Here is a 24,078-nt window from a genome sequence, read left to right as displayed (position 1 = left end):
AGCGCCTACACCCGAGCAGGCTGCAGTACCTCTCTGAGCACGGCGGCGAACCCCTCGGGCTCACCGGGCCTTCCGTACTCGTCGCCGAGGAACCCACCGTGGTTTCCGGGGAACCACGTCACCTCCGTTCCGAGTCGTGCCGCGAGGGCTGCCCCACCCCGCCCTGCCATCTCCTCGGCGGACTCGCGCCCGGCTGCGGGGACGATCCGGGTGGACGCGGCGGAAAGAACATCGAAATCCGGTTCGTAGCCCGTGCACGAGAGGATGTTCTGACCTACCAGCGGGTCGTCACGCGTGCCGTCGTCCTCGGTGGGGAGACCGAAGGCGGACGGATCAGGGGCGGGCGCCTCGAAGTAGGCGTCCGACAGTTCACCTTTCCACCCGACCAGCGTGATGAACTTCGCCATCGCCGGCCCCATCCCGCTGCGCAGGTAGGTGTCGTGGATGTCGGCGCACGCCGCCACCAGCCCGTCGCGGTCGGGGAGGATGCCCGCAATCGGGGGTTCGTGTGCCACGAGGGTGCGCACGAGTTCGGGGTTGCCCGAGACCAGTTCCAGCGCGTTCACTGCGCCACCGCTGGTCGCGAACAGGTCGACCGGTCCGGTTCCCAGCGCGTCGATCAGCGCAACCAGATCGTCGGCGTGCAGCCGCGGCGTCGAGTCGACGGTGGTGTCGGTGCGCACGCCACGCCCGGTGCCGCGCGGGTCGTAGGTCACCACCGTCCGGTCGGGGAAGTACGAGGCCAAGGTGCCGAACGCACCGGCATCCATCGGCGATGCGGCGAGGATCAGGGTGGGAAACCGCTGCTCGCCGGACGCGGGTCGCACGTCGTAGACGAGCGATGCTCCGGGGACATCGAGCGTGCGGGTGTCGGGCTGGGTCATGGGAGGCTCCTTCGATCCGGATGTACCCGTGTCGACTCGGTGCCGCCCGGAAACTCATCGACGTGTCCGGTTCCGCTGTGCTGTGTGGTCGCCTGCCGGGGAAGTCGCTGCTGCGGCGAGGATATGCGCGAGATCGCCGGGGCGGCTCCACATGGGCCAATGCCCGGTCGGAAGGTCGACGACATCGACGTGGGCGAGCTTCGACACCTCGGCGAACATGGGATGACCCGCGTCGGCCAACTTCATTACCTGCGCGCTCGGGATCGAACAGCACACCAGAGTGGTCGGGACCGCCCGACGCGCATCGTTGGTGAGCGTCACCAGCCCGCGTAACACCGGACCGGGTTCCGGAACGGCCTTGGCCCGAAAGCGTTCGAGAACCTCGGCGGTCAGGCCCTCGAGGCTGGCCTGCTCCCCGAGCGAGGCGAAGGGGGGCAGGGGAAATTCGTCCGGACCCGCGGGCACATCCGGGGCGAACACACTGCCGGACGCGACCGGCCCACTGTCGACCCACACCACTCGGCGGACAAGCTCAGGATGCCGATCGAGCACCAGGCTTACCGGCGCGTTGGCTCCGCTGTGCGCCACGATCACCACCGGCTGCGCCTCGGAAGCCCCAGCCCGGATCATGGTCTGTTCGATCGCGACCGCCTGGTCGTCGAGCGTCCTGGACGCCCTGTCGGCGTCCCACTCATCGAGGCCGGGAAGCGTCATCGGGATGGATCGCAGGCCGTCGGCGTTCAGATGTTCCAGCACCTCGTCCCATGCCCAGGACCCCAGCCAATGGCCGGCGATCAGGATGATGGTCGGGCTACTCGCGTTGTTCGTCACACCACGATGCTCTCGCGCCGGCAGGACAACGGTGTGTCACCATTTTTGACATGATTTTCTGCCGGGGTAGGACGTGAAGAGGGCGGAGCGACTCCACGCTCTGTCCGAGATGCTGCGACGCAGCGGACCGCGTGGATGCACTGCCGACCGACTGGCACAGGAGTTCGGCGTATCCGTGCGGACGGTCAAGAGAGACCTCACCGCACTCGAGAACAGCGGCGCGCCGATCTGGTCGCGCCCGGGCCCCGGCGGCGGCTACGGGCTGGTCGCCCGAGGCACCCTGCCCCCGGTCAGCCTCACCCCCGTGCAGGCCGTCGCGCTCCTCGCGGCAGTCTCTGCCGCACCCGATGCCCCCTACGCCGATCTCGCCGCGGCGGGCGTTCGGAAGATCATGGACGTACTCGATCCGCAGACCCGGACGAAGGCCGATGCGCTGGCCGGTCGCGTCTGGGTCAACTCGCCTCCACCTCCTCTTCGCGCGGTCAAGTCGGCGCTCGAGGAAGCGATGGCCGAGCAACGGGTGGTGCGTATCCGCTACACCGCGCGTGACGGCGACACGACCACCCGGGATGTCGAGCCGGTCATGTTCGCCTCCACGAACGGCCAGTGGTACCTGATCGGGTGGTGCAGGCTGCGCAGCGCCATGCGGTGGTTCCTGGTGTCCCGTATCGAGCACGCTGCTGCAACCAGGATCGCCTGCAGCGGCCATCACCTCGACGAGATCGGCGTTCCCCCAGCGACAGCCAGGCCCGTGAACGGACGAGGCGAGACGACCGAGGGTTCCGGAGCGAACAGCTAGGGAGCGTTCTGGGCGCGCCCGCGTCCGATGACATCGTCGCGGCGCTCGGCAACACGTTCCGGCGTGAAGTTCTCCATCCACTGCCGCGACGTCTCGTTCTCCACCTGCAGTGCCGGAGAGGCGACATGCTCCTCCGCTCGGCGGTACGACGCGAGCAGTGTCCGCACGCCCACCCGGTCGTTGCCCGCGATGGTCGCGGCCAGATCCAGAGCGGCGCCGAGAAGCCGGTCGTGCTCCACCACCTCGGTCACCAATCCGACTCGCAGAGCTGTCTCGGCGTCGACGAAGTCTCCCGAGAGGCTCATGCGACGTGCGAACGCGCCGCCCACGGCGGCGGGAAGCCGGGAGGTCAGTCCCCAGCCGGGAAGCACCCCGACGCGCGCGTGAGTGTCGGCGAACCGTGCGCGTTCGGAGGCAATGAGGAAATCGCACGCCAGTGCCATCTCGAGCCCGCCGGTGATGGCGGCACCGTTGATCGCGCCGATCACGGGTTTCGACAGTGGTCGCCACGGATGGCCGACGGGGATGCCGTCGTCCGACAGGCGGCCCAGGTTGCCGCCGGAGCCGCCGAGTTCGCGCAGATCCAGTCCCGCACAGAACGCGGGGTCGGTGCCGGTCAGGACGACGACGTCGGTCGCCTCGTCGGCGTCCGCCGCCGCGAGTTCCGTGCGCAGTACCTCGATGAGGGCGGAGCTCAGTGCGTTGCGCTGTTGCGGGCGGTGGAACGTGAGCACACGGGTGGACCCGTGTTGTGCGGTGAGCAGGATCGGCTCGGTCATGTTCGTTCCTTCGCGGAGACGAGTTCGGCTGGCCTGCGGAGCGTAACGATCGCCGGGTCGTCCCGTCACCGATGACGTCCTGCCCGGCGTGGCGTTCCACTGGGCTGAATCGATGTGGCCGCCGCCACAGCTGCCTTCCTACTCTCGCGGTATCCGAGGAAGGGAAACGCCTTGATGCAGTCGCTCGACTGTCGCGCCTGTGCGGCCCGCGTACACGTCGCGAAATACAGCCCCGCTCATACGAGCATCCAGTGGACCGACTCCGCCCGCGCGGCCTGCCACGAAATCGCGGCAGCTCGTGATCTCGATCCCGCCGCATACGTCATGCGGTGTGCAGCATTGGATTGCACGGTCGACGAGGCGGTGTCGGAGGGAAAGCTCCGCGCGACCACGAGGGTCGAACCGTCCGTCCGGCCCCTCGCTTCCGAGGACACCGTCACCGCAGCCCGGTGACCACCGTGTCTGTCAGATTCCGCTCGCTCCGCCCGTACACCTCTTGGAGACCAGAATGACCGTCCAGCAGGATCGTATCGAGATCCGCAATATCGACACCGGCACCAACCCCACCCGATTCGCGCGAGGATGGCACTGTATCGGCCTCGCCAAGTCGTTCCGCGACGGAAAGCCGCACCAGGTCAAGGTGTTCGGCACCGACCTGGTGGTCTTCGCCGACACCTCCGGAACACTTCACGTGCTGGACTCGTACTGCCGGCACATGGGCGGCAATCTCGCGCGCGGCGAGATCAAGGGCGACACCATCGCCTGCCCGTTCCACGACTGGCGCTGGAACGGTGAAGGCCGCTGCGAGGCAGTGCCTTACGCGCGCCGCACCCCGAAGGTGGCGCGCACCAAGAAGTGGACGACGATGGAGCGCAACGGCGTGCTCTTCGTGTGGAACTGCCCGCAGGGCACCGAGCCGACGCCGGAACTCGCGATCCCCGAGATCGAAGGCTACGAGGACGGGCAGTGGTCCGACTGGACCTGGACGACGATCCACGTGGAGGGCTCGCACTGCCGTGAGATCGTCGACAACGTGGTCGACATGGCGCACTTCTTCTACGTGCACTTCCAGATGCCCGAGTACTTCAAGAACGTCTTCGACGGCCACATCGCCGGCCAGCACATGCGTTCGTACGGGCGCGACGACATCAAGACCGGCGTCCAGATGGATCTTCCCGAGGCACAGACGATCTCGGACGCCTTCTACTACGGTCCGTCCTTCATGCTGGACACGATCTACACCGTGTCCGAAGGTAAGACCATCGAGTCCAAGCTCATCAACTGCCACTACCCGGTGACGTCGAACTCCTTCGTCCTGCAGTTCGGCACGATCGTCAAGAAGATCGACGGTATGACCGACGAGCAGATGTCGGAGATGGCGACGCTGTTCACCGACGGTCTCGAAGAGCAGTTCCAGCAGGACATCGAGATCTGGAAGCACAAGACGCGTATCGAGAACCCGCTCCTGACCGAAGAAGACGGCCCGGTGTATCAGTTGCGGCGCTGGTACAGCCAGTTCTACGTCGATGTCGAGGAGGTCACTCCCGAGATGACCCAGCGCTTCGAGTTCGAGGTCGACACGAGTCGTGCCCTCGAGTCGTGGCACAAGGAAGTCGAGGAGAACCTCTCCGCCACAGGGGAGTAACAGCCGGAGCCGTCCCACCCGCCGGGTGGGACGGCTCAGTTGTGTCGACGTCGCAGGCCGTCGACGAATACCGAGATCACGGTGCGCGCCAGATCGGCTGTCGTCGCGTCGGGACCGGACCGGAACCAGCGCGACGCGTGCCAGACGGCGTCGTAGAGCAGTTCCCGGAACACTTCCGGGTCGATATCCGAACGGAACGTGCCGTCGGCGACGCCGTCGGCGATCGCCTCGCGCCACGCGACTTGCATGGCGTCGGCCGTCTCGACCATGTCGGCTTCGACGACGCGTTCGCGCATGTACTCGCCTTCGCGTCGCCAGATGGACGTCGCCCCGTGGTACTGCTCGCTGGTCGCCAGTGCGATCTCGGCGAGTGCTTCGAGTCGTTCGACGGGGGGCAGGTTGCGCTCCGTCACCTCGGCGCAGCGCGCCGTGAGGTCTTCCAGATACTCACGGATGAGTTCGGTGACGATCGCTTCCTTCGACGGGAAGTAGTGGTAGAGCGCCCCGGAGTACACACCGACAGCGTCGCCGATCTCGCGAATCGTGGTCGCCGTGACACCTTTCCGGGAGAAGATCTCGGCCGACCGGTCGAGGATCTGCCTTTTGCGTTCGTGTGGATCCACTTCGAGCCTCCTGCCGTCGGGCACCGGCGTACCTCGGCAGGCCATTGTGCCAGACCTCATTGATCAAACGATCAATGAGGTCCCATCCCTCACGCTCACCAGGAGTATGTATGACAACCTCGCAGACGGTCGCACCGGTCCCGAACACGGTTCTGGCCGGCGAAACAGCTCTCGTCACGGGTGCCGGGCAGGGCATCGGCCGCGGCATCGCCCTTGCACTCGCTGCCGCCGGTGCGCAGGTCGCCGTGGTCGGGCGCACGGCACGAACACTCGAATCGGTCGCCGACGACATCACCCGCCGGGGCGGTGTGGCGCAGCCCTACGTGTGCGACGTGACCGACGCCGAGGCGGTCGCGCGGCTCGTTCCGGCTGTCGCCGAACGTTTCGGCGGAATCACCGTGCTGGTCAACAATGCCCAGACCCCGGCGCCCGGGCCACTGCTCGACCTGGACGAAGCGACATACCGGGAGTGCATGGAGTCGGGTCCTACGGCGACGTGGCGGATGATGCGCACGTGCCACCCCTACCTGCGCGGGCACGGGGCCGTCGTCAACCTCGGGTCGGCGGCCGGAATCCGGTGGAACCCTTCGGGCACCGGCGGATACGCCGCGGCGAAAGAAGCCGTCCGGGTACTGACCCGCACCGCGGCGTGCGAATGGGCCGGCGACGGTATCCGCGTCAACGCGATTCTGCCGCTCGCGAATTCGCAGCCGATGGAAGAGTGGGCCCGCGCTGATCCCGACGCCGCCGCGGGGTACCTCGACACCGTGCCCCTCGGCCGGCTCGGCGACCCGGAAACCGACATCGGCCCGGCGGTGGTGTTTCTGTGCAGCGACGCCGCGCGATACATCACCGGTCACTCGCTGCCTGTCGACGGAGGGCAAGCGCTGGTGCGGTAACGGCGCGGTGTGCCTCGCATTCACCCCACGCGGCGTTGTGGGGTGGTGGTCCGGGAGAGGCTGCGCCAGATCGTGCGGGCAGCCACTCGAACCGGCGTCGTGAGGTGGACGGCGTCCACCTTGTCGGCGGCACCGGTGACGGACACGGCACCTATGTAGGTGCGCCCGTCGCCGATCGGTGCTGCGACGCACGCGATTCCGGGAATCGATTCGCCGCGCTCGTGGGCCACATGCCGCTCCCGGATCCACGCGATCTCGTTGCGCAGCCGTGCTGCGTCGATACCCACCGGCGGAGCGAGTTGCTCCGCGGTGGACGTCCCGGCGGGGTCGAACCGGGTGTGCGCGATGAGTGCCTTACCCAAGGCAGTCCGGAAAGCCGGTTGACGTCCCCCGATGCGCGACGGGACGGGTACCGATTCCCGGCCTACCTTGTCCAGGTAGCGCACTTCGCTGCCGTCGAGGACTGCGAGGTGGACCACCAGTCCCGTCACGGCGTGCAGTTCGTGGAGAACCGGGTGTGCGGCGCGGTGCAGTCCGTCGTGGTGCTGCGCGAGTGCGCCCCATTCGAAGACGGTGCGGCCGAGAGCATACGAGTGGCCCTCTCGCCGAACCCAGCCGAACTCCATCAACTGGGTGAGGAGCCGATGTGCCGACGACCTCGGTAGCCCTGTCCGAGAAGATAATTCGGACAGGGTGAGTTTGTTGTTGGTCTGGAACGCATCGAGCAGTCCGGCGACGCGGTCGACGACAGCCGCGGGGAAGCCGTCACAGTTCCTCACGAAACCTCCATATCGATAGGGCACGCCGGCCCACCGGTATTGATCGATCGATCAATCAACCGAAGAAGACAGTAGCAGGGCAGCATGTTCTCGTGAAGAGGTTTCTTCAGGTCAGGAGTGCCGACACCGCGTCGGCGGCGCTACGCACCAACCGGCTCGCACCCTCGGGAATGCGCCCCTGAGGGCCGGCCAGCGACAGTGCGGCAATCTCCCCGCAGCCCGCATCGAAGGCCGCGGCCACGCAGCGGACCGGATTCCCGCCGCGAACCACGCCCTCGGAGTACAGGAAGCATTCGGAGTGGATGTGGTCCGATGGTGCGCCGTCCCGGTGGCGCAGCAGGGCGATGCCCGCCGCCGTCTCGTGCGTCGGGCGACGTTGGCCGACGTGGGACGGTATTTCGGTGGCCCAGCGCCCGCCGATCTTCTCCAGATAGAGCAGGCTGTCGCCGTCCAGGACGGCCAAGTGGACCGCGAGGCCGGTCTGGGTCTGAAGGTCGTACATCGCGGGTAGAGCGGCTTTGTAGATCCGATCGCGTTCGCGGGCCTGGGCGCCGAGTTCGATCATCTTGGGGCCGAGGCGGTACGTGGTGCCGGTGCGGCTGATCCAGCCGGCCTTCACCAGTTGCAGCAGCATCCGGTGGGTCGTCGAGCGCGGAAACCCTGTGCGCTGGGCCAACTCGGTGAGGGTCAGGCCCTCGGCGGTGCGGAACGGTTCGAGCAGAAGAGTGACTCGTCCCAGGACGGACTGGGGACTGTCGGATACGTCGGGCACAACGCCCTCCTCGGAACGGAATGCGGAGCGTGTTGATCGGTTGATCAATGGATGGGTACGACTGTAACGCGGAGGCGATCGGATGCACAGAAGCGGCGCGACGGATGTCGCGGCGCTTCTGAGCGAGTGTGCTTGCGGGGTACGTTGACCCGCGCTATCCGGCGGGCGGTGCGAACGCCTTCAGCGGCTCGGAGCCGGTTTGGTCGTGGCCCCAGTACGCGTCGGCGGTGATCTCCTCGGACGTGTAGAACCGTTCGTCGACCAGCATGCCTTCGGTACCGAACTCGAGATCCCATCCGCCCGGTGCGCGGACGTAGAACGAGATCATCTTGTCGTTGGTGTGGCGGCCCAGCGTCGAGGAGATCGAGAAGTCCATGCGGTTGACCCGATCGAGGGCCTGACCCACTGCGTCGAGGGTGTCGACCTCGGTCATCAGGTGCACGAGCCCGGGCTCTTCGTTCGGCGGCGCCGGGCACAGCGCGAGGCTGTGGTGGCGCTCGTTGATGCCGAGGAAGCGCACGCGGACGAGGCCGTCCTCGTCGAGCCGGATCGAACCGCGCGGCAGGAATCCGAGTACCTGCGTGTAGAACTCGTACGTCTCGGCGAAGTTCGCCGAGGGCAGCACCACGTGACCGAGGCCGTGGCGTCCGGTGACCCAGCGTCCCGCGAATCGGGTGACCACGGGGCTGTGGTCGAGAACCGGGCCGAAGAACACCTCGAGGCGCGTACCGGACGGATCCTCGAACGCGATGGCACCTTCCGCGTCGATGTAGGTGGCCTCCTTGTGGGAGAGCACCTCCACCGTCCGGCCGGACTTCTCGACCGCTTCACGCACACGCTCGAGTGCGAACTCGTCGCGTACTTCCCAGCCCACGGCCAGTGCCTTGTCCGAATCGCCGGGCAGCACCTGGATGCGGGAGCGACGCTCGTCGACGCGTGCGTAGAACCCGTCCTGCTCGGGACCGGAACCCTCGGCCATACCGAGGCCGTCGAGCAGCAGTTCGCGCCAGCGCGGCACGTCCTGTGTCTGAATCCTGAGGTAACCGAGACCCCGTAACTCTGTCATGTCAGTTGTTCCTCGAAAGTAGTAGGTGGATCAGATCATTGCGCGGTATGCGCCCTGCGGCTCGCCGCCGAGCTGGGTGAGGGCGGCCGAGTGGTAGATCATGCCGGGCACGTGAATGGCGTGGGTCAAGCCGACGTGCGCGTCGCGCCAGAAACGCTGCATCGGCGTCTTCAAGTGGACGGCCGCACCGCCGGCGCGGGCGAAGACCTCGTCCATCGCACGCACTGCACGCCACGCCGCCGAGATCTGGGTGCGCCGGCCGATTGCCCGCTCCTCGAAGCTGATCTCTTCACCGCGGTCGGTCTTGTCCCAGAAGCGGTCGACGGTCTCGAGCAGAGCCAGTCGCGAGGCGGAGATCTCGGATGCGGCCTCGCTGATCGCGAAGAGAACGTAGGGGTCTTCCTTGATCGGGACGCCGGTGACCTGGACCCGCTCCTTCTGGGCCGCGATGTAGCAGGCGAGCGCGCCTTCGGTCATGCCGATGAGCGACGACGTGATGCCGAGCGGGAAGATGTAGGAGAACGGGAACTTGTACAGCGGCTCGTCGCGCCCGGCGTGACGCCAGCCGTTGCCGCTGAGCACGATCTCCGCGTCGAGGGTGCGGTGCTCGGGGATGAAGGCGTCCTTGATGATCAGGTCCTTCGAGCCCGTGCCGCGCAGGCCGATGACGTTCCAGCTGTCCTGGTCGATCTCGTAATCGGAGCGGGGAAGCACGACATGGAGGACCTTGTCGGTGCGGTTGCCGTCCTTGTCTCCGACCGCCGCTCCGATCATGATCCATCCGCAGTGATCCGTGCCGGACGAGAATGCCCAGCGCCCGTTGAGGATGTAACCGCCGTCGACCGGCACCGCGACACCCATGGGCGCATACGGCGACGCCATCCACATGTCGTTGTCGGCACCCCAGATCTCCTCCTGGGCCTTCGGATCGAAGAATGCGAGCTCCCACGGGTGGACACCCACGATGCCGGCGACCCAGCCCGTCGCGCCGTCCAGCGCGCCGAGCGCCATCACGGTCTCGGCGGCCTCACGGGGGTGACCTTCGAATCCGCCGTACTCCTTGGGCTGGAACGTGCGGATGATGCCGGACTCGCGCAGGTGCTTCGCGGTCGTGTCGGTCAGGCGCATGAGCTTGTCGCCCTCGACGCCTTCGGCGCGGATCTCGTCCGCGTGCTGCATGATTCTGTCCAAAACGTGGCCCATGGCGTGACTCTTCCTGGGTATCGGCTGTGGAAGCCGAGCGGTGGGGTGGTGTCCCGATGAGGGGTGGGGACCGGCGCACACAGTGTGCCGATGCGCTACCCCGAACAGTGGCAGGGACCACACCCACCCGCATCGATGTTTCCGTTGAACGGGACAGCAACTGCGCGACCTGCGGGGTCGCGGTACAACGAGGACAACGCACCGGCCGTCCGTGCCCGCACCGTCCGAAGGAGCAAGATGACCGACACCGCAGCTCTGGTGGCTTCCCTGCTCGAGCGTGTCCAGGCACTCGAGGACAAGGCAGCGATCCAGGAGGTGCTGTCGGCGTACGGGCCCGCTGTCGACGCCGGTGACGCCGACGCCGTCGGTGAATTGTGGGCCGAAGATGCCGTCTACGACATCGACATCCGGGTGATGGAGGGCCGCGACGCGATTACCGAGATGGTCCGCACCCGTCCCCACCAGGACTACATCAACGAGGGCTGCGGCCACCTTCTCGATCCCGTCCACATCCGGGTCGACGGCGACACGGCCGTCGCGACCTGTCATTCACTGTTGCTGCGCCGCAACCTCGATGCCGATTCCTTCCGCGTCTGGCGCGTCACGGCCAACCGCTTCGAACTGGCGCGCATCGACGGAACCTGGAAGATCACGCGCCGCACCGCCCGGCTGCTCGACGGTAGCGCCGCAGCACGCGAGTTGCTCGCGCGAGCATCCCGCTGACGCCCGACCGGAGGATATATCTTGTCGCAGAGCGAATCACAAAACCTCGCTTCGGAATCAGCAGGGGTTACCCTCGGTGCCGCAGAGCAGCTTCTCGCCATCCGGGAGATCGAGCGGGTCTTCGCCGCCCGGCTCCGTGTGATGGACAACAAGCAGTGGGAGTACTACCCCACCTTGCACACCGAGGATGTCGTCAGCGAAACGTGGCAGGGCCTGCCCGGCGACAAACGCCCCAGCACCGACGGTGAATCGGGCCGTGTGGTGGGGCGTACGGCACTGACGCGTGCCATCAGCAACCTGCTCGACGGCCCGGTGAAGGTGACCTCCGCGCATCACGGGCACTGCCCCGAGATCGTGCTGGAATCCGACACCACCGCCCGCGGTATCTGGGCGATGGAAGACCGGTTGTGGTGGGACAACGCCGGCACCGAAGAATCGCTGCACGGGTGGGGTCACTACCACGAGCGTTACACCAAAGTCGATGGCGTATGGCTGATCTCGTACCGCAAGCTCACCCGTCTCCGCCAGGTGCACACGCCGGAATTCTTCTCGTTCCTGAAGCCGCTCTGAGCCTTTCGGCATTCCCGCGGCGCACCGTCGTCACGCGCGAGCAGCGGAGCCCTTCTCTGCCGCCCGTGCATGGCCGACGATTTCGCCGGTGACCTGTGGCCACACTTGCGGGGGCAGGTTGTGGCCCATGCCCGGAACCACCACCAGGCGGGCTCCCGGAACGGCGTCGGCAGTCGCGATTCCGCCGTCCACCTCGACGAGCGGATCGTCTTCGCCGTGGATCACCAAGGTCGGGATCGTCAGGTCGCGTAGTCCCGGAGTGCGGTCGGGAGAGACCAGGATCGCGGCGAACTGGCGCGCCACACCGGCGGCGTCGTGACCCCGGAGGAACGAGCGCCGCCCGACGTCGGCGACACGCGACTCGTCGAGTGGGTATCCGGGCGAACCGATCACCCGGTACACCTGAAGAGACCGTTCGGCGGCGCTGTCCGGGTCGGTCGGCTGCGGAAGGAACAGGGCCGCTGTCGCCTCCGGTCGCGTCCGTCCCACCTCCCGCGACGGAGTGGACATGATCGATGTCAGGCTCCGCACCCGTCCGGGGTGATCGATCGCGAGTTGCTGGGCGATCATGCCCCCCATCGACGCACCGACGATGTGCGCGGACTCGACACCGAGCGCGTCGAGCAACCCCGCCGTGTCCTCGGCCATGTCCACCAGCGTGTACGGCGGTGCGGGCGTGCTCTGTCCACCCAGCAGCGCACCCAGGTCGGGAACTCCGGCCTCGTCGAGGTGACTCGACAATCCGATGTCGCGGTTGTCGAAGCGGATCACGTGGAAACCGTGCCCGGCCAGCAGTCCGCAGAATTCGTCCTCCCACGCGAGCATCTGGGTGGCGAGACCCATGATGAGTACAAGGGGAGGGGCGTCCGCGTCGCCGAACGTCTCGTAGGCCAATTCGAGGTCGCCGACTGCTGCGCGCTCGGTCCGGTCGGTCATGGGCATCCTTATCGCTCGCTACCGGTGTCTGTTTCGTACCCTGCCATGTCGCGCCGTCGTCTTTACGCTTTCGAGGGGGCGTTGGAGTGTTCCGCGGGAGACTCGGAACGGACTTCGAAGTGAGGGCAGATGACGGTCGACGAGAATCCCACGAATCTTCGTCGGGTGTCCAGGCTGCTCGCCGGCATCCGTGACGGCACCGACGACGACACGCTGGCGGCGGGATTCCTGCTCGCCGCCACGGTCGTGGCGCTTGTCTGGGCAAACCTGGGAGATTCCTACGAGGCGTTCTGGCACACCCCGCTGAGCATCCGGATCGGGGATTACGCCATCACCCTCGACTTGAAGGACTGGGTGAACGACGGCCTGATGACCTTGTTCTTCTTCGTCGTCGGTCTGGAAGTGAAGCGGGAACTCACCATCGGAGAGCTCACCGATCGCACACGGGCCGCTGTCCCACTGGTAGCCGCCGTTGCCGGTCTCGCGTTGCCTGCCGTGCTCTACCTGTTGCTCAACCCCAGCGGGGAGGCTGCGGGTGCGTGGGGCGTGGTGGTCTCCACCGACACGGCGTTCGTGCTGGGCGCGCTCGCGCTCGTCGGACCACGGTGCCCGGCCCGGTTGCGGGTGTTCATCCTCGCGCTCGCGGTGGCCGACGACATCGGTGCGCTCGCCATCATCGGGTTCTTCTACACCGAGCAGCTGAGACTCGGGTACCTGCTGCTCGGCTTCGCGGGTTTGCTGTTGATCATGCAGTTCCGCCGGCTCGAAGTGTGGCGCGGCGTCGCCTACTTCCTCGTCGCGGCCGCAACGTGGGTGGCCTTCTACGAGTCGGGCGTGCATCCCACCCTTGCCGGTGTACTGATCGCGCTGATCCTTCCCATCTATCCGCCGCGGCGCGCCGAGGTGGAACGGGCGGGTCAGCTCACGCGGGCATTCCGCCAATCACCCAATCCCGACTATGCGCGCGCGGCGCAACTCGGTGTTCTCCGCGCGGTGTCCGTCAACGAGCGGTTGCTCCGGTTCTATCAGCCGTATACAGCCTTTCTCGTGGTGCCGATCTTCGCTCTCGCGAACGCCGGTGTGGTGATCACCGGCGAGACGATCGGCGACGCGATCGTCTCACCGATCACGTGGGGTGTCGTTCTCGGTCTGGTGGTGGGCAAGCTGGTCGGGATCACCGCAGCCACCGCAGTGTTCTCCCGTCTGCGGCCCGGAAGCCTGCCGCCGGGCTTGACTCTCGCTCAGGTCAGCGGTGGCGCAGCACTTGCGGGCATCGGATTCACCATCTCCCTGTTCATCGTGGACCTGGCGTTCGAATCGCCCGAGGCGGCCAACGATGCGCGCCTCGGTGTACTCGTCGCAGCCGTGCTCGCGACCGGATCGGGCTGGGCGCTGTTCCGTTTGGCAGATCACCGCCGCCCCACCGACGGGGTCACCGGACTTGTGCTGTTGCGTCCGGTCGATCCGGGCCGAGATCACGTGAGGGGACCGGACAACGCACCGCTCACGCTTGTGGAGTACGCCGATTTCGAGTGCCCGTTCTGCACCAGGGCCACCGGGGGCATCCAGGAAGTACGCACACACTTCGGTGACGACCTCCGGTACGTCTTCCGGCACTTCCCGCTCGATGCGGTGCATCCGCACGCGCGTTTCGCAGCCGAGGCCTCCGAGGCGGCCGCGGCGCAGGGCAAGTTCTGGGAGATGCACGACCTCCTCTTCGCCCACAGCGACGCCCTGTCCGAAGAGGAGATCTACGACTACGCCGAGCGACTGGGCCTCGACATGGACCGATTCGACGAGGATCTGCGGTTGGACCGCTACCGGCACCGAGTCGACGACGACGATCTCGACGCCGCGACCAGCAACCTGTCCGGGACACCCACGTTCTACCTCGGAGCCACCGGCACGGGTCTTCCCTTGCACACCGGGCCGTTCGACGCGGCGACCTTGATCAGCAGACTCGAAGAAGCGCGCGAAGTCTGACCGACTCCGCACGCGCGCGAGGTTTGGGTGCGCATACAGAGGGAAGCCGACGTGCGGACCAGCATCCGAATAGCTCAGGAAGGTACTGATGGCTGAAGAGGACGCCCACACAACGCGGACCGATCAACTCCGCTTCCAGGACCCCGTGACTCGCTACCCGTCGATCACGCCCCCGGAGCAACATCAGCCGGAACCGGGACACGAATCCGAGCTCGAGCCACGAGCCGACATCGGCGAGTTCTCGTACCGCGGCACCGGTCGCCTGAAAGGGCGCAAAGCGCTCGTGACCGGCGGTGATTCCGGAATCGGTGCGGCTGTGGCGATCGCGTTCGCGCGCGAGGGCGCCGACGTCGCGATCTCACATCTGCCCGAGGAAAAATCCGACGCGGAGAACGTCGCCCGCATCATCTCGGAGAGCGGCCGGAAGGCGGTGACGCTGGGTGGCGACATGACGGACGCTCGTTTCTGCCGCAGCGTGGTGGATGACGCGGCCGAACATCTCGGCGGACTCGACATCCTCGTCAACAACGCGGGCAAGCAGATCGCGACGACCGGTCTCGAAGAGCTGCCCGACGAGCAACTCGAGGAGACGTTCGAAACGAATATCCTCGCGATGTTCCGGACCACTCGCGCCGCGCTCGCGCATCTGGAGGCCGGGAGCACCATCATCAACACCACGTCGATCGTCGCGTACATGCCGTCGCCGACGCTGATGGATTATGCCTCCACCAAGGCGGCGATCAACAACTTCACGAAGGGCCTGGCACACCAGCTCGCCGGCAAGGGTATCCGCGTCAACGCCGTCGCGCCGGGTCCGATCTGGACACCGCTGCAACCTTCCGATGGACAGCCGAAAGAGGAACTTCCCGAGTTCGGGCAGAACACACCCCTGGGGCGCGCGGGGCAGCCCACCGAACTGGCGCCGGCGTATGTGTTCCTGGCGTCGCCCGAATCGAGTTACGTGGTGGGATCGACGATCCACGTCAACGGTGGGATGCCGTCCCCGTAGCCACTTCCTCGAGTTGCCCGTCGACATGGTCGCGGGCGCACCGAGGCGACGCGGTACACGCCTACGGCCTGGACGTGTACCGCGTCGGCGGTCGGAGGCCTGTGTCATGTGGCGCACCGCCCCGGGCGTCACCGACAACCAAGACCGGCGTCGTGAGCCCCGAAGGGCCTCGACCGACGCCCCGCCCCCATCCGAGTCTCCTCCCCGAGACCGGCCGCTCCCGAACCCCCCGGGATTCACTTGCGACACACCGTGTATCCAGCGCCTCGTTCTTCTCGTTACGCTCCTCCAGGGCATTGCGGACGAAGTTCATCCGTTCAGATTACATACGCCCGAACATCGCGATTTGTCGGTAACGGACGATTCGTATCCCGATCTTCGGGGCAGTTACGCACCCCCCGATGAGCTCCGGATGACGAGCTCTCCTCTGTCTGAGCCTTTACCGGCACCAACCCGATCTCCCGTTCGTTCAGAAGCGCTTACGCCGAGACACAGACGCCGGGTGAGGGCAATCTGTCGAAGCCCATCGGACAAATTCGGAAATTGCCCGCGAAAACCCTCTCGACTCCGCAACACAGACGGCTGCGGGGGTCTTCGCGTAGTTTCACCGCACATGCGGGGATTCAGTACCGCTGTGGCCGTGTGTGTTACCTGTGTGGCTGGGTGGTCGCAGATGCAAGATCGCAATCCGCACCATTAGCGAAGAATGGGCAATAGCAAGGCCGGGAATCAAACTGCTCTCAGATGCTACGAGCTGCAAGTGACGTTATAGTTACCCCAGCGACACGGAGCAGTAGTGGATGGTCTACGGCGTTTCGCATGGGCATTCGGGGTGGTTTGCCTGACTCGTTCCCGGCCGATGGTTGTCTCGGACCCGAGTTCGGGGTCGACGGTTGTCTCGGGGAGGAGACACGTATGAGGACGAAGGCACGATGACCGCGGTACCCGAAAAGCGACGGTCCGCAGCTACTCTCGATCGGCGCGCGGTACGTCGCGAACAGGTGCGCACCGGCGATCCCAGAGGCGGTTCATCGGCAGAACGGCGGAGCTGGCAACGCGCATACGTGCGCCGGCTGTTCTGGACCGACGCCGTGATCGTGGTTCTCGCGGTCGTTTCGGCGCACGTGGTCCGATTCGGCCACGACAGCTTGCTGACTGTGGATACCGTCCACGCCCTCGACTACACACTGGTCTCCGTCGCGTTGGCAGCTGCCTGGATCATCGTTCTCGCCGGTTTCCGCACGCGGTCCCGGCGAGTCGTGGGTTCCGGCTTCGACGAGTACCAGCGCGTCATCGCAAGCACCCTCCGGTTGTTCGGCATCGTCGCCATTTTGGCGCTCGTCTTCCGGATGGAGCTTGCCCGCGGGTATCTGGCGATCGCACTGCCGGCGGGCTTGATGACCCTACTGCTCAGTCGATGGTTGTGGCGTAAGGCTGTTTGGCGCAAACGTCGGTCGGGTCAGTTCAGCACGCGCGTGCTGGTCGTCGGGGGTGCCCGTGCCGTTCGGCACATGGCGCAGACATTCGAGCGCAAGAAAACCGACGGGTACCATGTCGTCGGCGTGTGCGTCCCCCGGTACTCAGGGGTGCCCGGGGAGGATATCGATGTCGGCGGACGCTGTATCCCCATCTACGGCGACGAATCGTCGGTGGTCGAGGCGCTGAAGATCTCCGGTGCCGACACCGTGGCCGTGACTGCCACCGAAACTCTCGGGCACGAAGGCATTCAAGACCTCGTATGGATGCTCGAACCGCTCGAAGCCGATCTTGTCGTTGCCACCGGGGTAGTGGACGTCGCCGGGCCGCGCCTGGAAATGCGCCCTGTTGCCGGCCTGCCGCTGATCCATGTGGAGAAGCCGCGGTACCACGGTGCCAAGCGCAGCGGGAAGCGGTTGTTCGATCTCGCGTTTTCGTCGGCCGTGCTGGTCGTGCTGAGTCCGGTGTTCGCGTTGGTAGCGCTGGCGATCCGGCTCGACGACAAGGGCCCGGTGTTCTACAGAGCCGAGCGCATCGGGATGGATGGACTACCGTTCGCGATGATCAAGTTCCGCTCGATGGTGATCGACGCCGACGAACAGATCCCGGCGTTGCTCGATCGGAGCGAAGGATCCGGACTTCTGTTCAAGATGCGCGACGACCCGAGGGTGACGCGCGTGGGGCGGATTATTCGACGCTTCAGCGTCGATGAGTTGCCTCAGTTCATCAACGTGGTGCGCGGCGAAATGAGCGTCGTCGGGCCGCGCCCACCGCTGCGTCGTGAGGTGGAAGGGTACGACGGCCGAGTCCGCCGACGACTGCTGGTGCGGCCGGGACTGACGGGACTGTGGCAGGTCAGCGGGCGGTCGTCCCTGTCGTGGGATGAGGCAGTGCGGCTGGATCTCTCGTATGTCGAGAACTGGTCGATGGTCAACGATGTACTGATCATCGGAAAGACGGTCAAGGCTGTGCTGGTGAGCGAAGGTGCGTACTGAGAGGGGGCAGCGAAAGCCGGGCGAGGGTGAAGTGGCGAATGAGTCGGTCGTGACCGAGGGCGAAGTACCAGTGCATCAGCCGTGCAAACGGGAGGGGGTACTGCCATCGTGACGCGAATCGGGCTTGATGTCGGCGCACTCGTGCAACCCGGTAGTGACCGCGGCCTTGGAAGATATACCGTGGAAATAAGAGCGGCGGCGCAAGGGATACGCGGTGTGGAGGTCGTTCCGGTCTCCACATCTCACTATCGAGTGCCGGCGAACTCTTTGCTGGATCACGTGCTTACCTTGGGGCAGTTGAGGAAGGTCTCGTTGTTCCACTCGACGACCGTGACGCATCTTCCACTGATCAAGACGCGTCCGTGGGTGTGTTCGATACAGGACATAATTCCCTTGGACCTCTACGGATATACGAAGCGGGGCGTGAAGACCGACTTCTACCACTCCCAAGCTACGAGATGCGATGTCGTCGTTGCAAACTCGATTTATACGGCGAGTCGCATCGCAGACAGGTTGGGCGTCGCGCCGGAGAAGATTGTGACGGCTCCGATCCCGGTGAGTGCGGCATTTCGTCGTGGTCCGAGCGGGCGGGCTGACAGTCCGGTTGCTTATGCCTGTGCACTCGTCGACCAGAGGTCCCGGGATGACAGGAAGCGCTATCACTGGATTCAGCAGATCGCGAAACAACTCAGAAAATCGGAGATCCAGGTCAGAATCGCCGGTCGGGGAATAAGGGCACACGAGTTCCCGGATTGCACGGTAGTCGGAGAGTTGAGCGACGCGGGGCTCCGCGACTTGTATTCCGCGTCGATTTGTTTCATTTATCCCAGTGCCTACGAGGGTCAGGGTTTGCCTCCTATCGAGGCTATGGCATGCGGTTGCCCCGTCCTGGCGTTCCGGAACACGTCAGTGGAGGAGATGATCGGACTCGAAGAATTCTTGGTGGACGACCCCATACCGTGGGCGGAACAGGATCTACTCGGTTCGATGCCCCGCGATGCTGTTTGCCATTTTGCCGACAAGGTCGTGAACCTTGTCGAAGACCGAGATCGCCTCAGTAAATATCGTAGACTCGCTCTCGTTCAGGCAGGGAAATTGTCCGACCGCACTCTTGCCGAAGCGCTTGCACGCTCCTACCGACTGGCTTCGGGGGGATGACGATGATCGTGGTTCTGAACGACTTCATCGGCGCACGAGGGGTCAGCGGTTCGAGCATTGGGGCTACACAGGTGGCCCGTGCACTCGCCGATGGCGGCACCGATGTGTACCGGATGACAATCGGCAGAGAACCGAAGTCCAGGGTCGGGCGATTGGCGGGAATGCTCAGGTGGGACTTCGTCCACACTCCGAGGACTGCAAGTAAAGTCGATGCTTCTTGCATCGTGCACTGCGCCAACACGGGGTTGGGCGCGCGACATCTTCCCTCGATCGTCATCATGCACGACACGATGGTTCTGGATCACCCGGCACTTTTCGACCGGGGTTACAACGTGTACGCGAGGATGGCCTTCGGCATCTCGGTTCGTGCCGCCCGCGTAGTGGTCACGCCGTCTGAGCACAGTGAGAACCGGATACTCGCACGATGGCCGGGAACCAGCGTCGTCGTTATACCCTGGCCGACGCAACCTATCCGGCCGAACGCGAACCTTCCCGGCTACGAAGAACGCATGCGAAAGCCGACCGTACTCGCGGTGGCGTCCACCGACCGGCATAAAAGGCTGGATATCGCTGTCAATACCGTGTCGACAGCACGCCGTATCAGCGGCATCGACTTCGGTTTGACACTGGTTGCGCGGCCGGGCAACGCAGAGTCCGCCGTGCAACGCGCGATCGGCCGTGCGGATCCGGAGCATGAATGGATCGAGGTCGTCAGGGGAATCAGCAGCCGACACCTATCTGATCTGTACGACAACGCGTTCTGTCTGATAGTGGCGTCTCTCGACGAGGGTTTCTGCCTCCCCGCTCTGGAGGCCGCATCCCACGGATTACCGGTTGTACATACTGCCCGGGGCGCTCTAGCCGAGGTAATGGGCGGGGATCCCGCTTCCGGGTGTGACTACGCTGCTGACGAGGCAAGACTGCTCGAGTCCATGATCAGTATCTGCGACGGGCCGGCATGGGAATCCTCACGTGCGAGATCGATCGAGCGGGCAGGGGTTTCTACGGGGCCAGAACAATTCCGAGACCGATGGCGCCTATTGGTGAAGGAAGTCGGATCATGAAGGTGACTTTCCTGCACGGTAGCAACGACATATACGGCGCGAGCAGAGTGCTGTTGGACGAGGTATCGATTTTTCTCTCGAACGCGTGGGATGTAGCGGTTGTGCTACCGATGAAAGGCCCTCTGACGGAGAAGCTTACGACGCTCGGTGCACACGTTGTCGTTGATCGTGAACTCCAAGTACTCCGTCGTGCCCAGTCGCTGAAAACAATTGGGAATCCGCGGATGCCGGCGGTAATACGCGGAGCAGATCTCGTAGTCGTCTGGACACTCGCATTGGCAAGTTATATCCCACTCCTGGTGCTTCGGAGGCAGAGCTTCTACGTATCGGTCCACGAGATTCAAGGAGGGGCGGTAGGCGTCGTATTGCTTTGGCTGTTGCGTGCCGGAAGCTTCCCGATCACAGCGTGCAGCGAGGCTGCCAAGGCGTGGATGTCGAAGGGCGGTATATCAGCGGACAGAATATCTGTTACCTATCCGATTTTCTCCCCGGACTCGGTCAACTCGCTCTCGGCGAAAACTACCGGTTGCAGACCCGCGATCGCAGTTGTCGGACGCACGAATGGGCGCAAGGGACATCTGGAGGTTGTCCGCGCCCTTCGGCGTCCTGCACTTCGCGATATGGAGATGACCCTCGTTCTCGCGGGTGGACCGTTCCCCGGCCAGGAACATCACTTGGCAGCGATAATCGATGAGGCGGCAACCGACCGGCGCATCACGTACGTCGGGGAGGTCGACGGCGTGCAGAGTCTTGAGGGAGTCGTCGACGCTGTGGCTTGTTTCCCCACGCGCCCAGAGTCTTTCGGGTTGGTGCCGCTCGAAGCATGGGCGTCAGGGATTCATACTTTGGGGCACCTGGAGGGCGGTGCTGCCGAGGTCCTGCCGCTCGTAGGGGCAATGTCCGTTCTTGAAATGCCCTCCGTAGAGGGCCTCGCGGCGTTCATCCGAACCGCGCTTGTGAACCGCGGACGGTGGCAAGACTTGCCGCCTCGGGAATCGGTTCTGAAGAAGTTTTCGAGGGAGGTTCGCGAGTGTGTCGTCTGTGACGTCATCGCGTCAGCGGAGTCGGCTACCAGTGGGCGGACGAAGGCGGGAGGCGGATGAACAAGCAGCGAAGTCACTCCATCGGACGGGCGGGATCACTGTTCGCCGTCTCCGCCCGGGTCGCATCGGCGAGCAATAGGTGATCTGGTGGAACCTCGAGCGGATCGGAAGTCTACGACCTCCCGAATTGCGCGCGCGCTTCCAGTACGGCGAGGTCGCCCCGAGAACATCCCCACCATTTCGGGCGTCGTTGTGGTCGCAATCGGTGGTGGGGCGGCCGCGGCTTTCACGGGTCTCGGGGCCGTCCTCATGGTCGGCGGTGGTCTGCTGGTCGTATTCCTCGCGGCGAACCGGCGGTACCTTGCGATCGGCCTCGTCCTCGCAATGTTCGTCACCCGTCCGGTCGCTGAGATCGGCCCGACGAGCGTGCGTCCTGAGATCGTAGTCGGAGCAGCCGCTCTCATTTCGATACTCGGCGATATCGTACAACGACGAAAAATCCCCAGGTTCCAGCTCAATCTATTTCTTGTCGTATACCTTTGGATCGCGTACCTCGCGGTTGTCTCGATACTCCATTCGGTAGACGTCGGTAAATCGATTTCGACCCTCGCCTGGATGGCGGTGTGCGCTACGGCTGCATTCTGGATATCCGTCAACCCTGATTTCATCGGACTCATCGTCCGATCGGCAGTGTGGGTGAACTTTGCTGTCGCGCTGACTGCGATACTTCTGTACGGTCTGTCGAATATTTCCGGCTACAGCATCGGTGCGCAATTCGATCCGGCGTATGGCGGCTACGCAGTATATGTGCTCAGCATCGAGGCGAATATTCTCGGTGGCCTGGTGTGTATCTGGTCTGTTATCTGCATAGCTGATCCGCTCCGCCAATTCAGTTCTCGTCTGCGCATTGCGATGCTCTTCCTTGCTCCTGTTGCCATTCTCGCAACGCACACGCGCGGTGCGCTTCTGGCGTTTGTCCTAGCCCTGGCGATTCTCGGTTTCACGCGAGGTAGGATCATTGCTTCTGCTGCATTCGTGGGCGTCGTATGCTGGATCGGGTTGTCGCTTGCGACCAGATATGATCCCGGGCTCGCAAAATTCGCTACCGGGCTGGATTTCTCCGGCGGGACCGAGATTGTTCGTTACACCAGTTGGAAGGTTGCGTGGAGCGATATCTCGTCATCGACGGAGAACTTTGTTTTCGGGTCGGGATTCAACTCGTTCGGACAGCGACACCTCGATCCGACCGTGCCGGATATGATGCGTCCGTCGTATCTCGGTAATCTGCCTTTGCAGCTGTTGTACGACGGGGGAATAATCACCCTGCTGGTTGTTTCGATGGTTGTGTTTGCGGTGTGGAGGCGCGCCGGCAGGGCCATCGGTTTCGGCGTCGCCACGGCGATATTGGTCGCATACACGACCATATCGATAGGTACGAGTGTCCTGTGGCTTTTGGAGACCTGGATGTTGGTCGGGCTTGCAGCGGCGAACGGCGGGCGCGGCGATTCGAGGAGGAAACCCGGAAACAACAATCCGGGTCGTAAGGCCGCGACGTGAGGATACTGCGAGGTAGTTTCGCGCTGGGTTTCGGGGAAGCAGTAAGTAAACTCGCTCTCTTTGCCTTCACAGCGTATTTCGCGAGGCGGGTCGGGCTGACGGAACTCGCGCACCTGAGCGTTGCGCAGTCCCTTCTGATGTACGCCACTGTGGTCGGAGACGCGGGTTTGACTGCACACGCGGTCCGGCGTATCGCCGCGGGCGATCGGGTGCGGGTGGTTGTACGCGAAACCTCTTCGGTCCAGTTGGTCCTCGCCATGATCGGTCTCGCGATCGTCGTCCCGATATCTTGCATGAACGCCGGCGTCGGTATGACACTGGCATTGGTCCTGGCGCCGCTCGGCGCGGCTGCAGCGCCGACTTATCTGCTCCAAGCGCGCGGTAACATGTCAGCGCTCGCTCTGGGGCGAGTGACTTCGGCGGTGGTCACAGCTGGTCTTGGGATCGCAATCCTCTCTGTTACACCAACGCTGTTCGCTGCCTTTGCGTATTCAGCTGGTTCTCTGGCGGCATTCTTGGCAATAGTGTGGCTGTCGCACGGTTCGCTTCGCTTGTACTTTACTTCGCTGACCCCGAAAATCCGCCCCGATTGGATGTATGCGTCGAGGTGGTTGATCGTTCAGGCTCTGGTTGTGCACGCCTATGCTTCCTGCCTTACGATCGGGGGATCGTATTTACTCGCTGAATCAGAATTTGTCATCTTGTCGACGGCCCTGCGAATCCAGATGTTGCTGCTCATCCCCGCAAATATCTTGCAGACGGTCTTGTTGCCGTTGTTCGTCCGGCACGAATACAGCATTCTTCGTGTATTTCTAGTAACGGTAGGCGCTTCCATCTTCGTGCCCTTGGTCGTGTTCATCTCCGGAGAGTCGATCTTGGAGTTCGTTTACGGGGGCGAGGCGGGGGCGTCCGCCCCGGCGCTCATGGTTTTGTCACTTCAAATTCCGCTGGCTTATGGGGCGACTGTAGTTCTTACGTCGCTCGTTGCCGAGGGCGCGTATGGTCGGACCACGACGTTCTACGTCGTGGCGCTGATCGTGCAGATTGTTTCTCTTATTGCGCTGGCTCGTGGGGGCGCAACTTCATCCGCGATCTCCCTCTTGATATCGGAGTCGCTCTTTCTTGCGCTTTTGTGTGCTCTGCGGGTATCGAGGAAAGGAAGGTCGAATGTATCCGGGTGAATCGATAATTGTGTTGGGGGGCATTCCATTCGAATCGAAAGCCAACCAAACCTCACTTCAAATGACCCGCGAACTCTCCAAGACGCTCGACGTATGGTACCTG

23 protein-coding genes are annotated in these 24,078 nt (G+C 64.4%); 14 read left to right on the top strand and 9 right to left on the bottom strand.

Going from position 1 to position 24,078, the window contains the following annotated elements; all coding sequences use genetic code 11:
* Window positions 1-5: 5 nt before the first annotated feature.
* Window positions 6-884, bottom strand: coding sequence for an alpha/beta hydrolase (locus tag HF886_RS02310; protein WP_169651433.1), 879 nt, complete (start codon window positions 882-884; stop codon window positions 6-8).
* Window positions 885-938: 54 nt separating this feature from the next.
* The gene (locus HF886_RS02305) at window positions 939-1,715 is read right to left on the bottom strand and encodes an alpha/beta hydrolase (RefSeq protein ID WP_169651432.1); all 777 of its coding nucleotides are present in this window, start codon (window positions 1,713-1,715) and stop codon (window positions 939-941) included.
* A gap of 73 nt (window positions 1,716-1,788) precedes the next feature.
* Between HF886_RS02305 and HF886_RS02300 the strand changes: the two genes are divergently transcribed.
* Window positions 1,789-2,514 carry a WYL domain-containing protein gene (locus HF886_RS02300; protein ID WP_169651431.1) on the top strand — a complete coding sequence of 242 codons (726 nt, stop codon included), beginning with the start codon at window positions 1,789-1,791 and terminating at the stop codon, window positions 2,512-2,514.
* Here the strand turns inward: HF886_RS02300 and HF886_RS02295 are convergent.
* Window positions 2,511-3,293: an enoyl-CoA hydratase gene (locus HF886_RS02295; RefSeq protein ID WP_169618930.1), complete on the bottom strand. Its 783-nt coding sequence runs from the start codon at window positions 3,291-3,293 to the stop codon at window positions 2,511-2,513. The two genes, HF886_RS02300 and HF886_RS02295, sit on opposite strands and share 4 nt — an antisense overlap.
* Window positions 3,294-3,467: 174 nt before the next feature.
* On the opposite strand from HF886_RS02295, the gene HF886_RS02290 reads away from it, so the two are divergent.
* Window positions 3,468-3,746 carry a hypothetical protein gene (locus HF886_RS02290; RefSeq protein WP_169651430.1) on the top strand — a complete coding sequence of 93 codons (279 nt, stop codon included), beginning with the start codon at window positions 3,468-3,470 and terminating at the stop codon, window positions 3,744-3,746.
* Between the two features lie 55 nt (window positions 3,747-3,801).
* Complete coding sequence (locus HF886_RS02285; protein ID WP_169618934.1) at window positions 3,802-4,938, top strand: Rieske 2Fe-2S domain-containing protein; 1,137 nt, start codon at window positions 3,802-3,804, stop codon at window positions 4,936-4,938.
* 35 nt (window positions 4,939-4,973) lie between these two features.
* Here HF886_RS02285 and HF886_RS02280 read toward each other — a convergent pair whose 3' ends face one another.
* On the bottom strand, window positions 4,974-5,561 hold the full coding sequence (locus tag HF886_RS02280; protein WP_169618936.1) for a TetR/AcrR family transcriptional regulator: 588 nt from the start codon (window positions 5,559-5,561) through the stop codon (window positions 4,974-4,976).
* Window positions 5,562-5,671: 110 nt separating this feature from the next.
* Between HF886_RS02280 and HF886_RS02275 the strand changes: the two genes are divergently transcribed.
* The gene (locus HF886_RS02275; RefSeq protein WP_169618938.1) at window positions 5,672-6,460 is read left to right on the top strand and encodes an SDR family oxidoreductase; all 789 of its coding nucleotides are present in this window, start codon (window positions 5,672-5,674) and stop codon (window positions 6,458-6,460) included.
* A gap of 20 nt (window positions 6,461-6,480) precedes the next feature.
* Here the strand turns inward: HF886_RS02275 and HF886_RS02270 are convergent, their stop codons facing one another.
* The 4 genes from HF886_RS02270 to HF886_RS02255 all read right to left on the bottom strand — a co-directional run bounded on the left by HF886_RS02270 (window position 6,481) and on the right by HF886_RS02255 (window position 10,280).
* Entirely contained in the window at window positions 6,481-7,239 is a 759-nt protein-coding gene (locus tag HF886_RS02270; RefSeq protein ID WP_169618940.1) for an IclR family transcriptional regulator, read from the bottom strand.
* 106 nt (window positions 7,240-7,345) lie between these two features.
* Window positions 7,346-8,011 carry an IclR family transcriptional regulator gene (locus HF886_RS02265; RefSeq protein ID WP_169651429.1) on the bottom strand — a complete coding sequence of 222 codons (666 nt, stop codon included), beginning with the start codon at window positions 8,009-8,011 and terminating at the stop codon, window positions 7,346-7,348.
* A gap of 154 nt (window positions 8,012-8,165) precedes the next feature.
* Window positions 8,166-9,077 (bottom strand): biphenyl-2,3-diol 1,2-dioxygenase, encoded by a 912-nt coding sequence (bphC, locus tag HF886_RS02260; protein ID WP_169618944.1) that lies wholly within the window; start codon window positions 9,075-9,077, stop codon window positions 8,166-8,168.
* A 30-nt stretch (window positions 9,078-9,107) separates the two neighbouring features.
* On the bottom strand, window positions 9,108-10,280 hold the full coding sequence (locus HF886_RS02255; RefSeq protein WP_169618946.1) for an acyl-CoA dehydrogenase family protein: 1,173 nt from the start codon (window positions 10,278-10,280) through the stop codon (window positions 9,108-9,110).
* Window positions 10,281-10,517: 237 nt separating this feature from the next.
* On the opposite strand from HF886_RS02255, the gene HF886_RS02250 reads away from it, so the two are divergent.
* A complete protein-coding gene (locus HF886_RS02250; RefSeq protein WP_169618948.1) occupies window positions 10,518-11,003 on the top strand; it encodes a nuclear transport factor 2 family protein in 486 nt (161 codons plus the stop codon).
* A 21-nt stretch (window positions 11,004-11,024) separates the two neighbouring features.
* Window positions 11,025-11,573, top strand: coding sequence for a nuclear transport factor 2 family protein (locus HF886_RS02245; RefSeq protein WP_169651428.1), 549 nt, complete (start codon window positions 11,025-11,027; stop codon window positions 11,571-11,573).
* A gap of 30 nt (window positions 11,574-11,603) precedes the next feature.
* Here the strand turns inward: HF886_RS02245 and HF886_RS02240 are convergent, their stop codons facing one another.
* Window positions 11,604-12,509 (bottom strand): alpha/beta fold hydrolase, encoded by a 906-nt coding sequence (locus tag HF886_RS02240; protein WP_169651427.1) that lies wholly within the window; start codon window positions 12,507-12,509, stop codon window positions 11,604-11,606.
* Window positions 12,510-12,638: 129 nt separating this feature from the next.
* Between HF886_RS02240 and nhaA the strand changes: the two genes are divergently transcribed.
* The 8 genes from nhaA (at window position 12,639) to HF886_RS02200 (ending at window position 23,975) form a co-directional block, all read left to right on the top strand.
* Window positions 12,639-14,492: a Na+/H+ antiporter NhaA gene (gene nhaA, locus HF886_RS02235; RefSeq protein WP_169651426.1), complete on the top strand. Its 1,854-nt coding sequence runs from the start codon at window positions 12,639-12,641 to the stop codon at window positions 14,490-14,492.
* 88 nt (window positions 14,493-14,580) lie between these two features.
* Window positions 14,581-15,501 (top strand): SDR family oxidoreductase, encoded by a 921-nt coding sequence (locus HF886_RS02230; protein ID WP_169651425.1) that lies wholly within the window; start codon window positions 14,581-14,583, stop codon window positions 15,499-15,501.
* Window positions 15,502-16,433: 932 nt separating this feature from the next.
* Window positions 16,434-17,972: a sugar transferase gene (locus tag HF886_RS02225; RefSeq protein ID WP_169651424.1), complete on the top strand. Its 1,539-nt coding sequence runs from the start codon at window positions 16,434-16,436 to the stop codon at window positions 17,970-17,972.
* Window positions 17,973-18,080: 108 nt separating this feature from the next.
* Window positions 18,081-19,130, top strand: coding sequence for a glycosyltransferase (locus tag HF886_RS21345; protein WP_169651423.1), 1,050 nt, complete (start codon window positions 18,081-18,083; stop codon window positions 19,128-19,130).
* Between the two features lie 2 nt (window positions 19,131-19,132).
* Window positions 19,133-20,194: a glycosyltransferase gene (locus HF886_RS02215; RefSeq protein ID WP_169651422.1), complete on the top strand. Its 1,062-nt coding sequence runs from the start codon at window positions 19,133-19,135 to the stop codon at window positions 20,192-20,194.
* Window positions 20,191-21,297: a glycosyltransferase family 4 protein gene (locus tag HF886_RS02210; RefSeq protein ID WP_169651421.1), complete on the top strand. Its 1,107-nt coding sequence runs from the start codon at window positions 20,191-20,193 to the stop codon at window positions 21,295-21,297. The genes HF886_RS02215 and HF886_RS02210 overlap by 4 nt, the downstream gene beginning before the upstream one ends.
* A 192-nt stretch (window positions 21,298-21,489) precedes the next feature.
* Window positions 21,490-22,794, top strand: coding sequence for an O-antigen ligase family protein (locus HF886_RS02205; RefSeq protein WP_072703148.1), 1,305 nt, complete (start codon window positions 21,490-21,492; stop codon window positions 22,792-22,794).
* Window positions 22,791-23,975, top strand: coding sequence for an oligosaccharide flippase family protein (locus tag HF886_RS02200; RefSeq protein WP_072703145.1), 1,185 nt, complete (start codon window positions 22,791-22,793; stop codon window positions 23,973-23,975). Before HF886_RS02205 ends, HF886_RS02200 begins: the two co-directional genes overlap by 4 nt.
* The last annotated feature ends 103 nt before the right edge of the window (window positions 23,976-24,078 follow it).

The sequence above is a fragment of the Rhodococcus sp. 105337 genome, assembly GCF_012844225.1.
In the GTDB taxonomy this organism is placed as follows: Bacteria; Actinomycetota; Actinomycetes; order Mycobacteriales; family Mycobacteriaceae; genus Rhodococcus.
Note: the sequence above shows the minus strand (reverse complement) of the source record. Positions and strands in the feature narration are given on the sequence as shown.